We start from the raw sequence: 21,171 nt of genomic DNA on the forward strand, positions 1-21,171 counted from the left end.
TTATTGATTATGCTTTTATAAGGGAGAATGAATAATGGATACGAAAAATAATAATGTTGTAAATACCCAATATAAAATTTGGTTACAAGATTTAAAGCAAGATTTTCATAAAGCCCAAATAAAAGCACATATTAAAGTAAACACAACCTTGCTTGAATTTTATTGGCAAATGGGCAAGGATATAATTCAAAAACAAAAAGATTTTGCTTGGGGAAGTGGTTTTTTAGAGCAATTAAGTAAAGATTTATCAGCAGAATTTCCTGATGTAAAAGGTTTTTCATATCGTAATTTAAGGGCGATAAAACAATGGGTTGAATTTTGGCAACAACTTGTTGCCAAATTAGATAATGAAATTGGGAAACAAGTTGTTTCGCAATTAACTCAAATCCCTTGGGGGCATAATATTGCTATTATTCAAAAGTGTAAAAACAGTGATGAGGCTTTGTTTTATGTAACCAACACTTTGGAGAATGGCATTAGTCGAGCAGTTCTCATTCATCAAATAGAAAGTAATTTGTATCAGCGTTCAGGCAAGGCGATTACGAATTTTGATACAACGCTACCACCGATACAGTCTGATTTAGCAAAACAGATTACCAAAGATCCGTATAATTTTGATTTTCTCACCATTACCGATAGCTATAAAGAAAAAGAGCTAGAAGATGCCTTGTGTGAAAATATCACTAAATTTTTACTTGAATTTGGCAATGGTTTTGCCTTTATGGGTAAGCAATATAAATTAAATGTAGGTGGCGAAGAATTTAGAATAGACCTGCTGTTTTATCATTTAAAGTTGCGTTGTTATGTAGTTATTGAGCTTAAAGCAGTAGATTTTAAGCCAGAATTTGCAGGAAAATTAAGTTTTTATACCACAGCGATAGACAATGAACTCAAAACCGAACAAGACAATGCGACTATCGGTATTTTAATTTGTAAATCAAAAAAAGATATTATTGTGGAATATGCACTTAAAGATATTAACAAGCCACTTGGTGTGAGTAAATATGAGCTTATTGATGTATTGCCGAAGGACTATCAGTCAGCAATTCCTAGTATCGAGCAGATAGAGGCGGAGTTTAATGAAAACTAATTACAAAAAGTTAGGCGACTATATCCAAACAGTTAATGTAAGAAATAATGATACACTATTAACTAGAATAACACCTTGTTTTGAAAATGGTAAAATTGCATTTATTAATGAACTTAAAAATGATGAGGTTGCTTTTGGTTCTACGGAATTTATTGTTATGAGAGCAACAGAGCATAGTAATCCATATTTTGTATATTGCTTTGCTAAAAATAAATTATTTAGAGACTATGCTTTATTAAGTATGACAGGTTCTGATGGTAGACAGAGAGTACAAGCAAGTTATTTAAAACAATTTAGGATTATAGATATAGAAGGTTTGAGTATTTTTAAAGAGTTTGAACAACAAGTAAAATCTGTTTTTAATTTGATAAAAAATAATGCAGAGCAAAATAAACAGCTAGCAGAATTAAAAGGTTTGTTGTTGGCGAAGATGGGGAGTGAATAATATGCAGGAAAATACGTTACTTGATAAAAAATCCTTGAAAGTTGTGCAGGGAAAAACAGCAAATTGGAAAGAACTAGCAAAAGATTGTGTGGCATTTGCTAATGGTAAAGGTGGAACAATTTTAATTGGTATTGAAGATGATGCAGATGATTGCCCTATAGGTCAAAGAGTGGATGATGAAATCATTGATAACATAAATAAAAAAATACCTCAACTTACCATTGGTGTTGCCATTGTTGCTGAAAAAGTATGTAATTATGTGGGCGATGAGTTTATTAATCTTAGAATTATTAGAAATGCAAAAACTCTTGCTTGTACCACTGATGGTAAATATTTTATAAGGATTGCTGATAATTGCAAACCCATTCACCCTGATCAAATGTCAAGAGTTTTAGCTGATAAAGATGCTTTTAATTGGGAGCTTGTCAGACATTCAAGATTATCATTAGAAGATGTTGATATTGTTAAACGAAACGAGTTTATAAATCAAATCAGAAAATCTGAAAGAGTAAGTGAGTTTGTTAAACAAAAATCTGATGAAGAATTACTGGAATATTACTTCTTAGTCGATGAAGGCAAATTAACAAATTTAGGTGTTTTGTGGATAGGGAAACGACAAGATAGAGCAAGAATTCACTATGCACCCTCTGTTCAATTTATTAAATATGATGAAGAAGGTAAAAAAGTTAATAAGTATGTATGGGACGATTATAGCTTAAATCCTAAAGAAATAATGTTAGAAATAATTAATCTGTCTGAATGGAAAGAATCAATAGAAATATCAGATGGTCTTTTTAGAAAAAATATTCCCAATTATCATATTGATGTTATTAGAGAATTGGTTGTCAATGCCCTTGTTCATAGAATATATACAATGAATGGTGATATTTTTATCAATATGTATCACGATAAATTAGAAATTCATTCACCAGGTCTTTTGCCTCTTGGTGTTACGCCGCAAAATATTATTAGTAAATCAGAATATAGAAATACACAGTTAGCAAAATTATTTTACGATTTAAAACTAATGGAAAAAGAAGGTAGTGGTTATGATGCTGTTTATGAAATACTTTTATTTAATGGTAAACAAGAACCTCTTGTTGAAGAAGTTGATGATCGTGTAATTGTTACAGTAAAAAAAGCAGTTATTAGTAAAGAAGTTGTAAAATTAATGAGTAAAGTACACGAACAAATACATCTTACCCAAAGAGAAATTATTGCATTGGGAATTATTGCACAGAACAATAGTATTTCAGGAATTAATTTGAAAGATAAATTAAGCATTCGGAATGATGAAGTATTGGCTACTTGGTTAAAGAAATTACTAAAAAATGATGTTGTTTTAAAGAAAGGTAGAACTAAAGCAACAGAATATTACATTAATCCAAAATTACTTAAAGAACTTGATTTTAAAGGACAGACAGATCTTAAAAAAATAGAAAATCATAGATTACAGCATTTGATTATAGAAGATTTAATGATTTATCAGCCTTGTTCAATAGCAGATATTAATCAAAGAATAGGTAGTGAGATAAATCAGAAAAAAATAAAGAGACTATTAGATAAGATGATATTAGAAGGAGAAGTTATAAAAGAAGGACAGCATAGGTGGACTAAATATAAACTAGTCATCTCGGACAAAAATTAATAAATAAGGGCTTAATGTCCGAGAGAATGTCCGAGAGAATGTCCGAGAGAATGTCCGATATAGATTCATTAAAGATAGTATAAAAATGAAAAAGTTTACAGAAACCAAGCTAGAACAAGTAATAACAAAATTTTCACACAAGAATGATGAAGTGTTAATACTTGATGTGTTGTGTGAATTTTTATAAAAATCTTACTGCTTACAAGGTACTGCTGACAACGGAATAGTCTTATTCTCAAATTAAAAAATTATAATAATAATATGGAACAAACAATGGGCAAAACAATAATCACACACTTTTTAGAAGGTACGCCAAAAGGCATTCAAAGTGTACAAATCAGCAATAAAACCATTATGGGCTTTGTAATTCCAAGAGTGGCTCTAAAAAAAGCCCAAGAGATAGATGAATTGATTGGTTCGCCGAGTTTGTATATTTTAATTGGCGAAGGGAAAAATGCTGAGCCACAAGCCTATATTGGACAAACCGATGATTTTCTTGCTCGTATTATTGACCATAATCAGAAAAAAGATTTTTGGAATAAAGCCCTTGTTTTTATTAGTCAAACAGTCCTGAATAAAGCAGAAGTTTTGTATTTGGAATATTTAGCGTTGCAATATGCCAAAGAGAATGGCACTTATATCCTTAATGAAAATAAACAAAATCCAAAAGAGCCTAAACTGCAACGCCACGTTAAAGATACGTTAAATGATTTTTTTATTGATGTCAGATTTATCACTGAATTTTTAAATTATCCACTTTTTAAAACGGCGGAACAACATAATCAAAAAATTGCAAATATTGATTATTTTTATACCGCTAGAAATAGCCGTTCAAAAGGCTTTTATGATGAAAATGGGTTTACTGTTGTGAAAGGGAGTATAATTTCTCAGAAGGAAACACCATCATTTAAAAATAAAAACGCATTAGAAAAACGTCATCAATTAATAGAGCAAATTGTAGATAAAACTGGGTATGAATGGGTATTAAAAGTCGATTATACTTTTACGAGCCCAAGTTCCGCAGCGACATTCTGTATTGGAAGTAATAGCAATGGCTGGATTGAGTGGAAAAATAGTGACGGTAAAACCTTAGATGAGATTTATAGAAAATAAGAAATTTAGAGAAAAATAGACAAAAATGAGAAAACCAAGAATTTATCACCCTGAACCATTAGCAGGGAAAAAAGAATGTAGTTTGAGTGAGGACGCAGCGAATCACGTTGGGCGTGTGTTGCGTATGAATGTGGGGCAGGAACTGATTTTATTTGATGGCTCGAATCATACTTTTGACGCTGTGATTACGGAAAGCACTAAAAAACGTGTTGAGGTTGAGATTTTATCGCAAACTTTTGATGATCGTGAATCTCATTTGCCGATCCATTTGGGGCAAGTGATTTCTCGTGGCGATCGTATGGAGTTTACCATTCAAAAATCCGTTGAATTAGGTGTAAATGTGATTACGCCACTTTGGTCGGAGCGTTGTGGTGTCAAGCTTGATGGCGATCGTCAAGGCAAGAAATTACAGCAGTGGCAAAAAATTGCGATTGCAGCCTGTGAGCAGTGTGGACGCAATACAATCCCTGAAATTCGTCCGATAATGAAACTGACAGATTGGTGTCAAGAACAAGATGAAATGCTGAAATTAAACTTACACCCTCGTGCCAAGCAAGGCATTAAGCAATTAACCAACGTGCCAAAAGAGGGTGTGCGTCTGTTGATTGGTTCAGAAGGGGGCTTATCGGCGGACGAAATTGCGATGACCGAACAGCAAGGATTTAGCGAAGTGTTACTAGGTAAGCGAGTGCTAAGAACGGAAACTGCGTCATTAGCTGCAATTACCGCATTGCAACTTTGCTTTGGGGATCTCAGCGAATGACGACACATTTCAAAAATCATTTCTTAATTGCTACGCCAGATATGGACGATGACTATTTTTCTCGCACTGTCATTTATCTTTGTGAGCATAACGATGAAGGGGCGATGGGGCTGGTTGTTAGCGTGCCAACGGATTTATCGGTAATGGAATTACTTGCCAAAATGGATTTTATGATGGCAAATCAACGTGATTATACCAAAGATCAAATTGTATTAAGTGGCGGACCAGTTAAAACGGATCGTGGCTTTATTTTGCATACCAAAACGCAACAAGATTTTATGAATAGCCAAGAAATCACGCCGAATATTTACCTGACGACGTCTGGCGATATTTTAGATGTACTCGGTACACCGAAATCGCCTGAGCATTTTTTAGTCTGTTTAGGTTGTGCAACGTGGCAAGCGGAACAATTAGAACACGAAATTGCAAAAAATTATTGGCTAGTTACCCCAGCTGATGAAAAAATCTTGTTTGAAACAGGTTATATGGATCGTTGGAGCGAGGCGAAAGGCTTACTCGGAATTGATGGTATTTTAGCAAAAGCGGGGCGAGCATAATGGGACAAACAGCAACGCAAACAATCATCGCCTTTGATTTTGGTACAAAAAGTATTGGTTGTGCGGTAGGGCAGAGTATTACTGGCACGGCACAAGGTTTACCTGCATTCAAAGCCCAAGACGGCATACCAAATTGGCAACAAATCGAACAAGTACTGAAAGAATGGAAACCTGATTTATTAGTGGTCGGATTGCCTTTGAATATGGACGGCACAGAGCAACCTTTAACGCAACGAGCCAAAAAATTTGCGAACCGTTTAAATGGACGCTTTAATTTACCTGTTGAATTGCAAGATGAACGTTTAACCACCGTTGCCGCAAAAGAAGAAATCTTTGCACGAGGTGGTTATAAAGCCTTAACCAAAGGCAAAGTGGATTCTATTTCAGCGTGTTTGATTTTAGAAAGTTGGTTTGAAAATAATTAGAAGAAGACAAAAATGCGACTGATTCGAGGACTTTATAATCTTAATAAAAATACAGAATTATCAAAGGGTTGTGTATTAACTATTGGTAATTTCGATGGTGTGCATATCGGACATCAACATATTTTACAACGCTTAAAGCAACAAGCCAAACAGTTAAATGTACCTTCCGTTGTGATGTTATTTGAACCCCACCCACGAGAATTTTTTGCACAAAAATTTGCAAAATCTGATCAAAACATTACCGCTTCTGCCCCTGCTCGTTTAATGCGTTTGCGTGATAAATTGCATTATTTAAAACAGCAACAGATCGATTTTGTCCTTTGTTTGCGTTTTAATGAAAATTTTGCCTCATTACAGCCCCAAGATTTTATTTCTCAACTTTTGGTAGAAAAATTAAAGGTAAAATATTTAAGTATTGGCGATGATTTCCGTTTTGGTCAAGCAAGGCAGGGCAATTTTGAAACCTTACAACAGGCGGGTAAGACGTTTAATTTTATTGTTGAAGATAGCCAGAGCCACTGTTTTGAAGAGCAACGAGTGAGTAGTACTCTTATTCGTGAGGCGTTACATAAGGATAATTTGCACCTTGCAGAGCAGTTACTCGGCAAGCCTTATTCCATTCGTGGACGAGTGGTTCACGGCAAAAAACTGGGACGAACCATCAATTTTCCCACCGCAAATATAATGCTCGATCGCTTTGTGGTGCCGATTCACGGGGTGTATGCCGTTAAAGTAAATTTGAATGGACAAAAATTACAAGGCATTGCAAATGTTGGTAATCGACCAACTATCAATGGAACAACGGCATTATTAGAAGTACATATTTTTGATTTTAATCAATTCATTTATGGTAAAAGTATGGAGGTTATTTTTCTCAAAAAAATTCGTTCAGAAGTAAAATTTTCTAGTTTCGGAAATCTTAAAAAACAAATTCAGAAAGATGTAAAGCAAGTAAGAAAGATATTTGATTCATTAAATTTAAAATTATAGAGTAATTGAATATGTTTTATTGTGAAAATTGTCAGCAATAGCGGTGACATTTTGATAAAAATTTACAAAAAACATTCAAATTGAATTAAAAAACATCGGATAGCAAAAAAATTAAATATTTTTCCAAAAAGTACTTGCGTCACCTTTAAAAATCTCTATAATACGCCACACACAACGACGCACTGTTGTGAAACGAAGTTTTAACTGGTGCGTCGTTGTTTTTTGCTCTTTAACAATTTATCAGACAATCTGTGTGGGCACTTGTTGATTGACTTATTTGAAAAAAATATTTGAAATAAAGAAGTCTTAATAAGTGTCACTGAAAATTTATTTAATAAAAATTCTATGTCAGTTTATTGAGCGATTAAACTTTTAATTGAAGAGTTTGATCATGGCTCAGATTGAACGCTGGCGGCAGGCTTAACACATGCAAGTCGAACGGTAACAGGAGAAAGCTTGCTTTCTTGCTGACGAGTGGCGGACGGGTGAGTAATGCTTGGGAATCTGCCTTGTGGAGGGGGATAACTACGGGAAACTGTAGCTAATACCGCGTAATGTCTACGGACTAAAGTATGGGATCTTCGGACCATATGCCACGAGATGAGCCCAAGTGAGATTAGGTAGTTGGTGAGGTAAAGGCTCACCAAGCTGACGATCTCTAGCTGGTTTGAGAGGATGACCAGCCACACTGGAACTGAGACACGGTCCAGACTCCTACGGGAGGCAGCAGTGGGGAATATTGCACAATGGGGGAAACCCTGATGCAGCCATGCCGCGTGAATGAAGAAGGCTTTCGGGTTGTAAAGTTCTTTCAGCGATGAGGAAGGGTTTGTATCTAATAGGTGCAAACATTGACGTTAGTCGCAGAAGAAGCACCGGCTAACTCCGTGCCAGCAGCCGCGGTAATACGGAGGGTGCGAGCGTTAATCGGAATAACTGGGTGTAAAGGGCACGCAGGCGGTTGTCTAAGTCAGATGTGAAAGCCCCGAGCTTAACTTGGGAATTGCATTTGAGACTGGGCGACTAGAGTCCTCTAGGGAGGGGTAGAATTCCACGTGTAGCGGTGAAATGCGTAGAGATGTGGAGGAATACCGAAGGCGAAGGCAGCCCCTTGGAGAGAGACTGACGCTGAGGTGCGAAAGCGTGGGTAGCAAACAGGATTAGATACCCTGGTAGTCCACGCTGTAAACGATGTCAATTTGGGGGTTGGGCTTTAAGCCTGGCGCCCGTAACTAACGCGATAAATTGACCGCCTGGGGAGTACGGCCGCAAGGTTAAAACTCAAATGAATTGACGGGGGCCCGCACAAGCGGTGGAGCATGTGGTTTAATTCGATGCAACGCGAAGAACCTTACCTACTCTTGACATCCATAGAAGAGACTAGAGATAGTCTTGTGCCTTCGGGAACTATGAGACAGGTGCTGCATGGCTGTCGTCAGCTCGTGTTGTGAAATGTTGGGTTAAGTCCCGCAACGAGCGCAACCCTTATCCTTTGTTGCTAGCAGGTAATGCTGAGAACTCAAAGGAGACTGCCAGTGATAAACTGGAGGAAGGTGGGGACGACGTCAAGTCATCATGGCCCTTACGAGTAGGGCTACACACGTGCTACAATGGCGTATACAGAGGGCGGCGAACCTGCGAAGGTAAGCGAATCTCAGAAAGTACGTCTAAGTCCGGATTGGAGTCTGCAACTCGACTCCATGAAGTCGGAATCGCTAGTAATCGCGAATCAGAATGTCGCGGTGAATACGTTCCCGGGCCTTGTACACACCGCCCGTCACACCATGGGAGTGGGTTGTACCAGAAGTAGATAGCTTAACCTTAGGGAGGGCGTTTACCACGGTATGATTCATGACTGGGGTGAAGTCGTAACAAGGTAACCGTAGGGGAACCTGCGGTTGGATCACCTCCTTACCTGAATAAGCGACAATGAGTGCTCACACAGATTGTTTGATAGAAATATAAGAGACAAATAAAGAGATAAGAGTATCTCTAAATGTTGTCCCCATCGTCTAGAGGCCTAGGACATCGCCCTTTCACGGCGGTAACGGGGGTTCGAATCCCCCTGGGGACGCCATTTAAAGATATTTATTATCTTATTGTTCTTTAAAAAATTGGAAACAAGCTGAAAACTGAAGACTTTCAAGTTCAGAAGACAGAGTACGGAAGACAGATGACAGGAATTAAAACTGTAATTTGTTAAAGTGGCTGTTTTTTGAGAAGAAGTCTGAGTAAGAAACTAAAAAATAGTATGTTGAACAAAAGCAACATACGAACTTGAGTTGTTTAATGTAACAACGTTGGGTTTTCTTTAATTTAAGAATACTTGAGGTTGTATGGTTAAGTGACTAAGCGTACACGGTGGATGCCTTGGCAATCAGAGGCGAAGAAGGACGTGCTAATCTGCGATAAGCTTGGAAGAGTTGATAAGAAACGTGATAATTCCAAGATTTCCGAATGGGGAAACCCAATAGGTGAAGAACCTATTATCAATGACTGAATACATAGGTCATTGAAGCGAACCGGGAGAACTGAAACATCTAAGTACCCCGAGGAAAAGAAATCAACCGAGATTCTGTGAGTAGCGGCGAGCGAAAGTGGAAGAGCCAGTTAGTTTTAGCATTTGTATTAAGAGAATGAGTTGGGAAACTCAATCAAAGAGGGTGATAATCCCGTATCTGAAAATACAATTGTGGAACTAAGCTAACGATAAGTAGGGCGGGACACGTGATATCCTGTTTGAAGATGGGGGGACCATCCTCCAAGGCTAAATACTCCTGATTGACCGATAGTGAACAAGTACTGTGAAGGAAAGGTAAAAAGAACCCCTGCGAGGGGAGTGAAATAGAACCTGAAACCGTGTACGTACAAGCAGTAGGAGCCCCATCACTCAAACATATTGAGTGGTGAGGATGATTCAGCACACAAAAGTAGTTAACCACTTATGAATGAAATGAATAAGTGGGTCAACCGCTAAATAAACAGTGTGATTGAGTGATGGGGTGACTGCGTACCTTTTGTATAATGGGTCAGCGACTTATATTTTGTAGCAAGGTTAACCGAATAGGGGAGCCGTAGGGAAACCGAGTCTTAACTGGGCGTGTAGTTGCAAGGTATAGACCCGAAACCCGGTGATCTAGCCATGGGCAGGTTGAAGGTTGGGTAACACTAACTGGAGGACCGAACCGACTAATGTTGAAAAATTAGCGGATGACTTGTGGCTGGGGGTGAAAGGCCAATCAAACCGGGAGATAGCTGGTTCTCCCCGAAATCTATTTAGGTAGAGCCTTGAGCGGACACCTTTGGGGGTAGAGCACTGTTTCGGCTAGGGGGCCATCCCGGCTTACCAACCCGATGCAAACTCCGAATACCAAAGAGTGATACTCAGGAGACACACGGCGGGTGCTAACGTTCGTCGTGAAGAGGGAAACAACCCAGACCGCCAGCTAAGGTCCCAAAGTCTATATTAAGTGGGAAACGAAGTGGGAAGGCTTAGACAGCTAGGATGTTGGCTTAGAAGCAGCCACCATTTAAAGAAAGCGTAATAGCTCACTAGTCGAGTCGGCCTGCGCGGAAGATGTAACGGGGCTCAAATATAGCACCGAAGCTGCGGCATCAGGCGTATCACAAATACGCCTTAGGATTTACGATTGACGGCTTTCACAAAGTGAAAGACGGCAAAGCGTTCCAACACGTTGAGTTGGAATAAAGTAGAAGTTGAGGATTATTTGTGATACGCCTGTTGGGTAGGGGAGCGTTCTGTAAGCGGATGAAGGTGAATCGAGAGGTTTGCTGGACGTATCAGAAGTGCGAATGCTGACATAAGTAACGATAAAACGAGTGAAAAACTCGTTCGCCGGAAGATCAAGGTTTCCTGTCCAACGTTAATCGGGGCAGGGTGAGTCGACCCCTAAGGCAAGGCTGAAAAGCGTAGTCGATGGGAAACGGGTTAATATTCCCGTACTTGTAATAACTGCGATGTGGGGACGGAGAAGGTTAGGTTATCAGGGTATTGGATATCCCTGTTTAAGCCGGTAGGTGGGAATTCTAGGCAAATCCGGAATTCTGAATAACACCGAGAAGTGATGACGAGGCTCTAAGGAGCTGAAGTAACTGATACCACGCTTCCAGGAAAAGCCACTAAGCATAGGTTATTATAAATCGTACTGTAAACCGACACAGGTGATCAGGTAGAGAATACTCAGGCGCTTGAGAGAACTCGGGTGAAGGAACTAGGCAAAATAGCACCGTAACTTCGGGAGAAGGTGCGCCGGCGTAGATTGTAGCCCTTTACGGGTGAAGGTTGAACCGGTCGAAGATACCAGCTGGCTGCAACTGTTTATTAAAAACACAGCACTCTGCAAACACGAAAGTGGACGTATAGGGTGTGATGCCTGCCCGGTGCTGGAAGGTTAATTGATGATGTAATCGAAAGAGAAGCTTCTGATAGAAGCCCCAGTAAACGGCGGCCGTAACTATAACGGTCCTAAGGTAGCGAAATTCCTTGTCGGGTAAGTTCCGACCTGCACGAATGGCATAATGATGGCCAGGCTGTCTCCACCCGAGACTCAGTGAAATTGAAATCGCCGTGAAGATGCGGTGTACCCGCGGCTAGACGGAAAGACCCCGTGAACCTTTACTATAGCTTGACACTGAACCTTGAATTTTAATGTGTAGGATAGGTGGGAGACTTAGAAGCAGTAACGCCAGTTATTGTGGAGTCAACCTTGAAATACCACCCTTTAACGTTTGATGTTCTAACGAAGCACCCGAAACGGGTGTTCGGACAGTGTCTGGTGGGTAGTTTGACTGGGGCGGTCTCCTCCCAAAGAGTAACGGAGGAGTACGAAGGTTTGCTAATCACGGTCGGACATCGTGAGGTTAGTACAATGGTATAAGCAAGCTTGACTGCGAGACGGACATGTCGAGCAGGTACGAAAGTAGGTCATAGTGATCCGGTGGTTCTGAATGGAAGGGCCATCGCTCAACGGATAAAAGGTACTCCGGGGATAACAGGCTGATACCGCCCAAGAGTTCATATCGACGGCGGTGTTTGGCACCTCGATGTCGGCTCATCACATCCTGGGGCTGAAGTAGGTCCCAAGGGTATGGCTGTTCGCCATTTAAAGTGGTACGCGAGCTGGGTTTAGAACGTCGTGAGACAGTTCGGTCCCTATCTGCCGTGGGCGTTGGAGAATTGAAAGGGGCTGCTCCTAGTACGAGAGGACCGGAGTGGACGCATCACTGGTGTTCCAGTTGTTTCGCCAGAAGCATTGCTGGGTAGCTACATGCGGAATAGATAAGTGCTGAAAGCATCTAAGCACGAAACTAGCCTTGAGATGAGTTCTCCCAATCTATAAGATTGTAAGGGTTGTTTGAGACTAAGACGTAGATAGGCAGGGTGTGTAAGCGTTGTGAGACGTTGAGCTAACCTGTACTAATTGCCCGAGAGACTTAACCATACAACGCTCAAGTGTTTTTGTTTCAGAAGACAGAGGACGGAAGACAGAAGACTGTAAGGTTGGAGTTTGAAGTTTAAGAAAGTTAAAGTAGAAGCTTGTTTTTAATTTAAAGAATGAAGAAAAGATTAGATATAAATATCGACAGATTTTCCTGATGGCCATAGTGCAACGGAACCACCTGATTCCATACCGAACTCAGAAGTGAAAAGTTGTAACGCCGATGGTAGTGTAGGGTCTCCCTATGTGAGAGTAGGACACCATCAGGGTTTTATAAGAAGAAAGAGCCGTAGCTAGAAATAGTTACGGCTTTTTTGTATTTAAAAGACAGTGAAAAATAACAATGACTTATCAATTTTTGTTAAATAATTTGAACTACGAAACTTTAGCTATAACACAACAGTTTAACTGTTATGGGTTACGCATAAAAAAAGACCCCAGAAGTTGTGTTCAACTTTTGGGGTGCCTATTAGATAACCCTAAACCCTATTTTTAGAACTTACACAGTGTGGAATAGTATCTAAATTCTAGATTTGTAACCATAAAAAGTTATAGATTATAAAGACCAGTACTCTGGATAATCACACCCTGCCACTTTCTCTTTATTTTTAAAGATCTTCGCACGGATTTCGTGTTCACGGGCAATCACATCTTGTTTGGTTTTACCTGTAATCCACATTTGTTGCAACATTACACCCGCTGCGGTCATATCTTCTGCGGTTAGCACGTCATCTTTTTGACGAGTATGACGAATTAACACGCCTTCTTGCTCTAATTGTGCAACATAATCGTAATCTAAAATATCACTTACGTTACCCATTTCGTTTGAGGTAATTAACACGATTAAGGTATAAAGGAAGTCACCACCTTGACGCCATTTTGTCCAAGGGGTTTCATCAGAGACTTTTTTACCTGTCGCAGCAAGTTTTAAGTTATCTTCATAAAGTGAGTCGCCAAATGAATATAGATAGTTATAGTGGTAGCTGTGTGCTGCACGAGGATTGATTTCGGTTAATGCAATCGTGCCATCTGGCATAATCCAGAATTCAAGATTAAAGAATTGACCTTTATAACCAAGATCAGCAAAGCGTCCCATATAATCATCAACCCACGCTTCGATTTTGTTTGCCATATCAGCGTCAATGCTGATCGGTGGGGTAACATAACCTAATGCTTGATGATTTGAGAAATACACTTCTTCAGTTAACGCATAATGAACAATTTCGCCTTCTGCGGTAATATAACCTTCGTAGCAATATTCAATCGCCACGTTCATATCAACCATATGCTCTGCGATAAATGGTGGAATAACTGGCGGTAATTCACTTTCAGGAATACCTTTCATATACTCTTCATTTTGATAAGCAATCAGTTCTTGTAATTTTGTATCTTCACGGTAGCTTTTTAAAACGGCACGTAAATCATCTTCATTTTTGATTTTGAAAATACCACGACCTAATGAAAGGGAGGTGTTTTTCAACATAAATGGCCATTCTGCGATTTTTGCGATAATTTCTTCATCAGTTTCTGTTAATGGATCAACATAATCAAACCAGAATGGATTTGCTTCAAGGGTACGCATTAAATATTTGTTCATACAATATAAAAACGCAAGACGAGAAGGAACGGTATTACCTAAACGTTCGTTGATTAAAATATGATGAAACGCATCTTTCTGTGCAAAACCAGCAACAGCAGTAATATTTTTATCTCGACATTTCTGAGCAATGGCATCCATTTCTTCATCTTTCCAAGTGGTTGGATTTAGTTCGTGTACCACAAGGTGTTTATTCATTTCATCGATTGCCTGTTTCATATAAGGCTGTGGACCTAAAAATCCAATATGCGGTTTAGACATAAGATACTCCTTCGTATTGTTAAAAAAATTTTAAATTCGTTAAAGAAGTTTAGCAAATAGTCGTATAAATTGCACATTGTGAAGTGTATTTATGTGAACAAGATCAATTTTAAGCAATAAAAAAAGCTGTTTTTACAACAGCTTTTTGGTTTTTTATCAGTGTTTGTTTACGCTTACATCACATTTAATGTAGCAAAAAGCATATCTAATAGACCTGTAATTTTAAGTAATAAAATAGCGGTTAATACCCACACGACAGCATTAATTTCTTTATATCTACCTGTCAAAACTTGTAGTGCCGTATAAGATATAAAGCCAATAGTAATACCATCTGCAATAGAATAAGTAAGCGGCATTGTAATTGTACAAACAACGGCAGGAGCAAATTCTCTAATATCTTTCCAATCCAGATCAGTTAATGATTCCAACATTAACACCGAAACATATAAAATTGCACCAGCCGTTGCATAAGCAGGAATCATTCCAGCTAGAGGTGCAAAAAATAGACTTAATAGAAAGAGTATGCCAACAACAACAGCCACTAACCCTGTGCGACCACCCGCAGCAACCCCTGCATTACTTTCAATGTAACTGGTCGTTGATGAAGTACCATATAATGCTCCAGTTATGGTTGCGGTTGCATCTGCTAATAATGCCTTATCTAAATTTTTGATTTCTCCTTCTTCATTCATCAATTCAGATTGTTTGGCAACGGCGATGAGCGTTCCACTGGTATCAAATAAATCAACAAATAAGAAAGCAAAAACAACGCTGATCATTCCTACATTAAATGCACCTGCAATATCAAGTTGTAATAGTGTTGGCATAATAGACGGTGGCATAGCGATAACGCCAGAATAATTAGTGTAACCTGCCAATAAACTAATAATTGCAATAGAAATAACACCAATAGTGACGGCACCAGTAACACGAAAATGGCTTAACGCCGTAATGAGCAGAAAACCAAGTAATGCCATTGATGATGAAAAAGTAAATGGTCCAAGTCCAACAAGTACGGCAGGATTATCTACAATAATACCAGAGTTTTGCATTGCAATGAAAGCAAGGAATGCACCTATCCCAGCCACAATTCCTTGTTTTAAACCTCTTGGAATAGCATTGATAATCCATTTACGAACCTTAAATATCCCCAATAATAAGAATACACAGCCTGAAAGGAACACAGCACCTAATGCCGTTTGCCAAGTGTATCCCATTCCCAGTACGACGCTATAAGTAAAGAACGCATTTAAGCCCATACCTGGTGCTAATGCAACGGGCAATTTAGCCACAAATCCCATAATAAAACAGCCTGTTGCCGCAGCTAAACAAGTGGCAACAAAAACCGCCCCTTTATCCATTCCAGTGGTAGATAAAATATTCGGATTAACAAAAATAATATATGCCATTGTTAAAAAAGTGGTTAAGCCAGCGATAACTTCTTTTCTAATGGTGGTATTTTTGCCATCAATACCAAAATAGGATTTAATAAAATTCATAGCATTTTTTCCTGTTTAAGTTAAAGATTAAGTGAAGAAAGTTAAATTTTACTATAAAAAAAATAAAAAGCAACCGTTTGCGTAAACGTTTGCTTATTTTTTATATCTATTTGGGAAATAAACAGAATGTTTAAAATTTGTAAATTTTTTCGTAAATGTACCCGCTTAAAAAGTACTACAAATCTGCTTTCCAGTCTATGTGAAAAATAAATAAAAAACACCCCAGAAGTTGTGTTCAACTTTTGGGGTGCATACCTCAAATTTTAATGGTGATTACCAGCTATACCCAGCACCTGCACCGACCATTGTTTCTTCTCTTAAGTCGGAACTGACGGAACCTTTTAAGATCCATTTACCATTATCCGAAATCGTTGATAGCCCTAGAGAAACGGCAGTTGTACCACGATAATGTGCCGTACCCACTGCTACCATTGAGCGACCCGGTAAGTATTCCTGTGGTAAGTTTGCCATTGCACCAGCAATAGCCGCACCTGAAATAGCTCTTTTCTTAGCTTCATTACTGTTCTGATTTAATTGTGATGCTATTTTATATAATTGGCTTCCATTTACTGCATCCGTTGATGTTGCAGAAACTTCACCTGCAGCAACATTGGTAATTTTATGTCCACCATTATTTAAGCCTGTTTGACCAATAGAAACGCCATTGTTAAATGAAATATTTTGCATACCAGTTAGAGTTGGGTTGACTTCAACATTTACATCATTTAATAACGTTTTCTTGCCTTTACCTGTTACTTTGATACTGTCTTTATTTGAGGTTAATTCACCCTTCATCTTATCAGCATCAAGTTTTTTATCAATTGCTGCTTTATTGCTCGCTATATTTTTAGTATTAGCGGTCACATTTTTAGAATTATTTGCAATATCAGATTTGTTTGTTTCAACTTGTGTTAAAGTTGTTTGAACATCATCTGATAATTTATCTTTTGTCACATTTTTATCTTTGATTTTTGCAGTAGTAATTGCATTATCTTCAATTTCTAATGTTACAGCACCTAATAATTGACTTCTGCCCGCTCCACCAACTTTAATCCCTTTTCCTGTGATAGATTTATTCATATCATCAGAATTTACTTTTTTATCTAGCAACTCATTCGTTTTTGTTTTGGTGTAATGGTTATCATCTAAATATTTTTTAACCGTGCCACCATTAACTACTTTTTTATCACCATCAGCCACTTGTCCGTCTGTTTTGACTTCAATTTTGATATTATCTAATAATTGATTTGCTCCATTACCTGTCACAGAAATAGTCTTCGAGCTTAAAACACCTTTCATATCATCTTTACTTAATTTAGATGCGATGGCTTTTGTATTTTCTCCAATTTTAGTAGTATTTTGACCAATCTTAGTGGTGTTTTGACCAATCTTAGTGGTGTTCTCTCCAATCTTAGTGGTATTTTCACCAATCTTAGTGGTATTTTCACCAATCTTAGTGGTGTTCTCTCCAATCTTAGTAGTGTTCTCTCCAATCTTAGTGGTATTTTCACCAATCTTAGTAGTGTTCTCTCCAATCTTAGTGGTATTTTCACCAATCTTAGTGGTGTTCTCTCCAATCTTAGTGGTATTTTCACCAATCTTAGTGGTGTTCTCTCCAATCTTAGTGGTATTTTCACCAATCTTAGTAGTGTTCTCTCCAATCTTAGTGGTATTTTCACCAATCTTAGTGGTGTTCTCTCCAATCTTAGTAGTATTTTCACCAATCTTAGTGGTATTTTTCTCAATATTATCTATTTTATTTTTTAACGAAATGGTAAGTTTTCTTTCTGCAATACTGTTATCTTTTAAACTTAACTTATATTTTCTTCCTTTATAAGTATTAGCACCATTCCCATCTAAAAACTCTTTGTTAACAGCAATCTCACTTCCAGCTACATTTTCATCTATCTGAGTTAATTGTGTGGTATTTGCAGCATCTGTATCAGCAAGTCCAGCTTTTACGTGTTTTATATATCTTTCACTTCCCGCACTTCCTACTGAAATCGCATAATTTTCAGCTGTAGAATTATTTCCTAAAACTACTGCATCTTTTTTCCCTCTTGCATCTACACCCGAACCTAAAATATAAATTTTTTCTGAATTTATTTTATTATCTGAACCAAAAGCATAAGAATTATGTCCTGAAATATTATTCTTGTTCCCCATAGCATAAGAATTATTTCCTGAAATGGTATTACCGTATGTTTTATCTACACTCTTAGATTTAGTATCTTCTGGATTGAAACCTCCTATAGCATAAGAACCATTACCTGTTATATTATTTCCTCTTCCACCAAGTGAACCACTTAGTAAACCATTAACAGTATTATTTGTCCCACCCAAAATAAAACCATTTTTAGTCTTTTTGTCTATTTTATTATGACGTCCACCTAATATAATAGCATTATCATAGTACTTTCCATCACTAACAATTTTACTTCCATATCCGCCTATAATTACATTATTATCTCCATTTATAATTTCATTTCCATCAGCATGTCTATCACCACCACCGAGAATAAAATTATCATAACCTGTACCACCGTGTATCTTTGATTTTGCTCCTCCAATAATAACATTTCCTTTATTAACATTCTCAATAGTATTATCTTCTCCCACAAAAATAGCATTAGATATTCCACTATTTGTAATGGTATTTTTCTGCCCACCTAGAGTTATAGAATCCTCACTAGATACGCTATTTTTGTAACCACCAATAACACTAGAACGAAAACCTGTTGCACTTACACTATTTTCAACACCACCCATAACAGAAGAATTTAATCCTGCGGCTGTATTTCCTACAACTTTTCCACTTTCATAAAAGCCACCGCCGATAACAACAGAAGCTTTTCCACTTGCAACATTTCCAGCTCCTCCTAAGATAGCAGAGTCCTTCGCTGTTTTAGTTATTGCATTCGTATGTCCACCTAATATGATATTATCATCTTGATAATTTCTATCTGCAACACCAGTAATTTTATTGTTGTATCCGCCTATAATCGAATTATTATCTCCATCGGTAATTGAATTTCCACCACCATCAGTATTACCTCCACCGATAATAACATTGTCAAAGCCTTGCTTATTATCAGTCCCTATTATCTCTGATTCTTGTCCACCAATAATAGCATTACGATGATTGGCATTAGTAATGGTATTATTATATCCTGCAAAAATACCATTATATTGTTTGCTACCTATAATCTTGTTTTTATTTCCACCAATAACAGCAGAATTTATATTATCGTTGCCCTCAATACTGTTTTTAGAACTTCCACCAACAATAGAATTTGTTCCTTCTGCTGTTCCATTGTTTAAAACAATCGAACCTGTGCCTGTGCCATTTTTGGCTGGGTCATCAGTACTGTCAGGTGTCGTAGTTGCATAAGTTTGTATTTTCGGTTGTGCCGTTAGCTTTTGCAGTTGCTTTTGCAATCCTTCTACTTGTTTTATAAGAGCATCTATTTGTTCTTGTTGACTTGGTTCCGCAAAAGCAAAACTCGTTGTGAGTGATAAAAATAATAGTGTTGCAACTGTTGTTTTCTTGTTATTTTTAGTATTCATTTATATGAAATTCCTTCATTTTAGGTATTGACAATTTAATCAAACTATTATACCCCCCCTGTCTAAAATTCAACTAAAAACAATTTGTTAAAAATGGTCGTATATAATTTAGTGATTTTTGTTATAATGTCGAACTATTAAAGAAACTCTAAAGGTAAAAATCTATATGACACCTGTTATTGCGCTCGTTGGGCGTCCAAATGTGGGAAAATCCACACTTTTTAATCGCTTAACCCGTACTCGTGATGCGTTAGTTGCAGACTTTCCCGGTTTAACCCGAGATCGTAAATATGGTCAAGCTCATATCAATGGACACGATTTTATCGTAATTGATACTGGCGGTATTGACGGTACGGAAGAGGGCGTGGAAGAAAAAATGGCGGAACAATCGTTACTTGCGATTGATGAAGCCGATGTTGTTTTCTTTATGGTGGATGCCCGAGCGGGTTTGGTGCCTGCTGATATTGGTATCGCACAATATTTGCGAGCTCGTGAAAAAACGACTGTTGTGGTAGCAAATAAAGTTGATGGTATTGATGCAAATTCACATTGTGCCGAATTTTATCAACTGGGCTTAGGCGAAATTGAACAAATTGCCGCATCACAAGGGCGTGGCGTAAACCAACTTATCGAACAAGTACTTATTCCTTTGGCTGAAAAGGTTGAACAAGGCGTTGAAGCGGAAGAAGTAGAAAGCCAAGAAATTGATGAATGGGAACGTGATTTTGATTTTAATAATGAAGAAGATACGGCATTATTAGATGAAGCGTTAAACGAAGAGCAAGAATATGATCAAAATATTAAAATTGCAATTGTTGGTCGTCCAAATGTAGGGAAATCAACCTTAACTAACCGAATTTTGGGTGAAGATCGTGTAGTGGTTTATGATTTACCGGGTACGACACGCGATAGTATTTACATCCCAATGGAACGCGATGATCAGAAATACACTATTATTGATACTGCTGGTGTACGTAAGCGTGGAAAGGTCAATTTAGCGGTTGAAAAATTCTCTGTTATTAAAACCTTAAAAGCCATTCAAGATGCGAATGTGGTGTTATTAACCATTGATGCACGTGATGGTATTTCAGATCAAGATTTATCACTGTTAGGTTTTATTTTAAATGCAGGACGTTCACTTGTGATTGTGGTCAATAAATGGGATGGAATGAGCCACGATGATAAAGAATTTGTAAAATCAGAACTGGATCGCCGTTTAAATTTTATTGATTTTGCTCGAGTGCATTTTATTTCTGCATTGCACGGCAGTGGTGTGGGTAGTTTATTTGGTTCAATTAAAGAGGCTTATGGTTGTGCAACCCAAAAAATGACGACATCTATGCTGACTCGTGTCTTAAAAATTGCCATTGATGATCATCAACCTCCATTGGTCAATGGTCGCCGTGTGAAATTAAAGTATGCTCACCCCGGTGGTTACAATCCGCCGATCATTGTGGTACACGGCAACCAAGTAGAAAAATTAGCAGATTCTTATAAACGTTATTTATCAAACTATTTCCGTAAAAGTCTGAAAGTAATTGGTACGCCGATACGTATTCAATTCCAAGAAGGGGAAAATCCTTTTGCAGGTAAACGTAATAAATTAACACCAAACCAATTAAGAAAACGTAAGCGTTTGATGAAGTTTATTAAGAAAAGTAAAAAATAAAAAGTAAAGAACGAAAAAGGTAAGCGGTACGTTAATTGTAAATTTTTACAAGAATGTAACCGCTTATCTCTCAAATTAAGTAAGGAGA

The 21,171-nt window shown here is 37.8% G+C and carries 12 protein-coding genes, 1 tRNA gene and 3 rRNA genes; 13 read left to right on the forward strand and 3 right to left on the reverse strand.

What is annotated here, in order from left to right; translation table 11 throughout:
• Positions 1-34: 34 nt before the first annotated feature.
• The 12 genes from U9966_RS04580 to rrf all read left to right on the forward strand — a co-directional run bounded on the left by U9966_RS04580 (position 35) and on the right by rrf (position 12,759).
• Positions 35-1,090 carry a PDDEXK nuclease domain-containing protein gene (locus U9966_RS04580; RefSeq protein ID WP_306347283.1) on the forward strand — a complete coding sequence of 352 codons (1,056 nt, stop codon included), beginning with the start codon at positions 35-37 and terminating at the stop codon, positions 1,088-1,090.
• Positions 1,080-1,535: a restriction endonuclease subunit S gene (locus U9966_RS04585; protein ID WP_306347282.1), complete on the forward strand. Its 456-nt coding sequence runs from the start codon at positions 1,080-1,082 to the stop codon at positions 1,533-1,535. The genes U9966_RS04580 and U9966_RS04585 overlap by 11 nt, the downstream gene beginning before the upstream one ends.
• A 1-nt stretch (position 1,536) precedes the next feature.
• On the forward strand, positions 1,537-3,183 hold the full coding sequence (locus U9966_RS04590) for an ATP-binding protein (RefSeq protein ID WP_306347281.1): 1,647 nt from the start codon (positions 1,537-1,539) through the stop codon (positions 3,181-3,183).
• 273 nt (positions 3,184-3,456) lie between these two features.
• The gene (locus tag U9966_RS04595) at positions 3,457-4,296 is read left to right on the forward strand and encodes a GIY-YIG nuclease family protein (protein WP_306347280.1); all 840 of its coding nucleotides are present in this window, start codon (positions 3,457-3,459) and stop codon (positions 4,294-4,296) included.
• Between the two features lie 25 nt (positions 4,297-4,321).
• Complete coding sequence (gene rsmE, locus U9966_RS04600; RefSeq protein ID WP_306347279.1) at positions 4,322-5,059, forward strand: 16S rRNA (uracil(1498)-N(3))-methyltransferase; 738 nt, start codon at positions 4,322-4,324, stop codon at positions 5,057-5,059.
• Entirely contained in the window at positions 5,056-5,616 is a 561-nt protein-coding gene (locus tag U9966_RS04605) for a YqgE/AlgH family protein (protein WP_306347278.1), read from the forward strand. Before rsmE ends, U9966_RS04605 begins: the two co-directional genes overlap by 4 nt.
• On the forward strand, positions 5,616-6,041 hold the full coding sequence (gene ruvX / locus U9966_RS04610; protein WP_306347277.1) for a Holliday junction resolvase RuvX: 426 nt from the start codon (positions 5,616-5,618) through the stop codon (positions 6,039-6,041). The genes U9966_RS04605 and ruvX overlap by 1 nt, the downstream gene beginning before the upstream one ends.
• Before the next feature lie 12 nt (positions 6,042-6,053).
• On the forward strand, positions 6,054-7,031 hold the full coding sequence (ribF, locus tag U9966_RS04615) for a bifunctional riboflavin kinase/FAD synthetase (RefSeq protein ID WP_306347276.1): 978 nt from the start codon (positions 6,054-6,056) through the stop codon (positions 7,029-7,031).
• Between the two features lie 373 nt (positions 7,032-7,404).
• A 16S ribosomal RNA gene (locus tag U9966_RS04620) occupies positions 7,405-8,945 on the forward strand.
• Positions 8,946-9,032: 87 nt separating this feature from the next.
• Positions 9,033-9,108 (forward strand) — tRNA-Glu (locus U9966_RS04625).
• A 261-nt stretch (positions 9,109-9,369) separates the two neighbouring features.
• A 23S ribosomal RNA gene (locus tag U9966_RS04630) occupies positions 9,370-12,493 on the forward strand.
• Positions 12,494-12,643: 150 nt separating this feature from the next.
• Positions 12,644-12,759: ribosomal RNA gene (gene rrf / locus U9966_RS04635) — 5S ribosomal RNA — on the forward strand.
• Together the 16S, 23S and 5S rRNA genes with 1 tRNA gene alongside form the textbook arrangement of a ribosomal RNA operon.
• Before the next feature lie 287 nt (positions 12,760-13,046).
• On the opposite strand, the gene U9966_RS04640 is transcribed toward rrf, so the two are convergent.
• The 3 genes from U9966_RS04640 to U9966_RS04650 all read right to left on the reverse strand — a co-directional run bounded on the left by U9966_RS04640 (position 13,047) and on the right by U9966_RS04650 (position 19,414).
• The gene (locus U9966_RS04640; protein WP_306347560.1) at positions 13,047-14,348 is read right to left on the reverse strand and encodes an ATP-grasp domain-containing protein; all 1,302 of its coding nucleotides are present in this window, start codon (positions 14,346-14,348) and stop codon (positions 13,047-13,049) included.
• 173 nt (positions 14,349-14,521) lie between these two features.
• Complete coding sequence (locus U9966_RS04645) at positions 14,522-15,847, reverse strand: NCS2 family permease (protein ID WP_306347561.1); 1,326 nt, start codon at positions 15,845-15,847, stop codon at positions 14,522-14,524.
• Positions 15,848-16,120: 273 nt separating this feature from the next.
• Positions 16,121-19,414 (reverse strand): YadA-like family protein, encoded by a 3,294-nt coding sequence (locus tag U9966_RS04650; RefSeq protein ID WP_306347562.1) that lies wholly within the window; start codon positions 19,412-19,414, stop codon positions 16,121-16,123.
• A gap of 166 nt (positions 19,415-19,580) precedes the next feature.
• On the opposite strand from U9966_RS04650, the gene der reads away from it, so the two are divergent.
• Entirely contained in the window at positions 19,581-21,083 is a 1,503-nt protein-coding gene (gene der / locus U9966_RS04655; RefSeq protein WP_090923171.1) for a ribosome biogenesis GTPase Der, read from the forward strand.
• The last annotated feature ends 88 nt before the right edge of the window (positions 21,084-21,171 follow it).

Source organism: Pasteurella atlantica (genome assembly GCF_963693435.1).
Lineage (GTDB): Bacteria > Pseudomonadota > Gammaproteobacteria > Enterobacterales > Pasteurellaceae > Phocoenobacter > Phocoenobacter atlanticus.